The sequence below is a fragment of the Kitasatospora sp. NPDC023120 genome (assembly GCF_055560835.1).
Genome location: NZ_JBVHHY010000124.1, coordinates 1 through 1,027, shown reverse-complemented (window position 1 = coordinate 1,027; position 1,027 = coordinate 1). Strand labels below are relative to the sequence as shown.

Sequence of the window (1,027 nt, the reverse complement as noted above, 5' to 3'; positions counted from 1 at the left end):
CGGGCGAAGTCGAAGCGGCGTTCGCGGTCGGCGTCGAGGATCGTGGTGAGTCGGGTTTCCTGCTCGGGCGGGGTGAGTGTGCTGAGGTCGTGTTCCTCCCAGGGGAGTTCGACCTGGCGGTGGATGACCTGGAGGGGGTCGCCGTTCTTGCGGCGGCGGAAGCCGGCCCGCAGGTTGGCGTGCCGGTCGAGAACCGCCTGGCCGGCGGCTCGCAGGGAGGCGGCGTCCAGGCGGCCTTCGAGGTCGAAGGTGAACTGCACCACGTAGACGTCCCGCGCGGCTGTGTCGTACTGCCCGTGGAACAGCAGCCCCTCCTGCAGCGGCGACAGCGGAAGAACCTCCTCCAGCCCGGGAGTGACGGCTTCGAGCAGCCTCAGCTCGTCCTCGCCGAGCGAGACCAGCGGAACTCGCTCCCCGGTCTCCTCGCTCGTCCCGGCGGACGGGTCGTCGGTCACCTGCTCGGCGACCAGGGCCAGCGCGGCGACGGACTTGCGGGTGAAGACATCGCGCGGGGTGAACACCAGCCCGGCGCGGCGGGCGCGGCTGACCAGTTGGATGGAGACGATGCTGTCGCCGCCGAGGTCGAAGAAGTTGTCCTCGACGCCGACCCGGTCGATGCCCAGGACTTCGGCGAAGAGAGCGCACAGCACCGTTTCGCGTTCGGTGCGCGGCAGCACCGTGCCGGTGAGGGTGTTGAGGTCGGGGTCGGGCAGGGCCTTGCGGTCGATCTTGCCGTTGGGTGTCAGCGGCAGGCGCTCGAGGACGACGACGATGGACGGGACCATGTAGTCGGGCAGGGCTTCGCCCAGCATGCGGCGCAGCACTGCCGGGTCGCAGTCCGGGCCGGCCGGTACGACGTAGCCGACGAGCCGCTGGCCACTGCCGTTGCCTGCGGTGCTTGCGACGGCGACGGCTTGGGTGACGTGGGGGAAGTGGGTGAGGGCGGCTTCGATCTCGCCGAGTTCGATGCGGAAGCCGCGGATCTTGACCTGGTCGTCGGCGCGGCCGGCGAATTCGAGTTGTCCGT

At 70.1% G+C, this 1,027-nt stretch carries 1 protein-coding gene; it reads right to left on the bottom strand.

The window, feature by feature from the left end:
* Window positions 1-1,027, bottom strand: a 1,027-nt coding sequence (locus ACZ3TI_RS41045; RefSeq protein ID WP_465735715.1) for a condensation domain-containing protein, incomplete at both ends; no start/stop codon positions are given.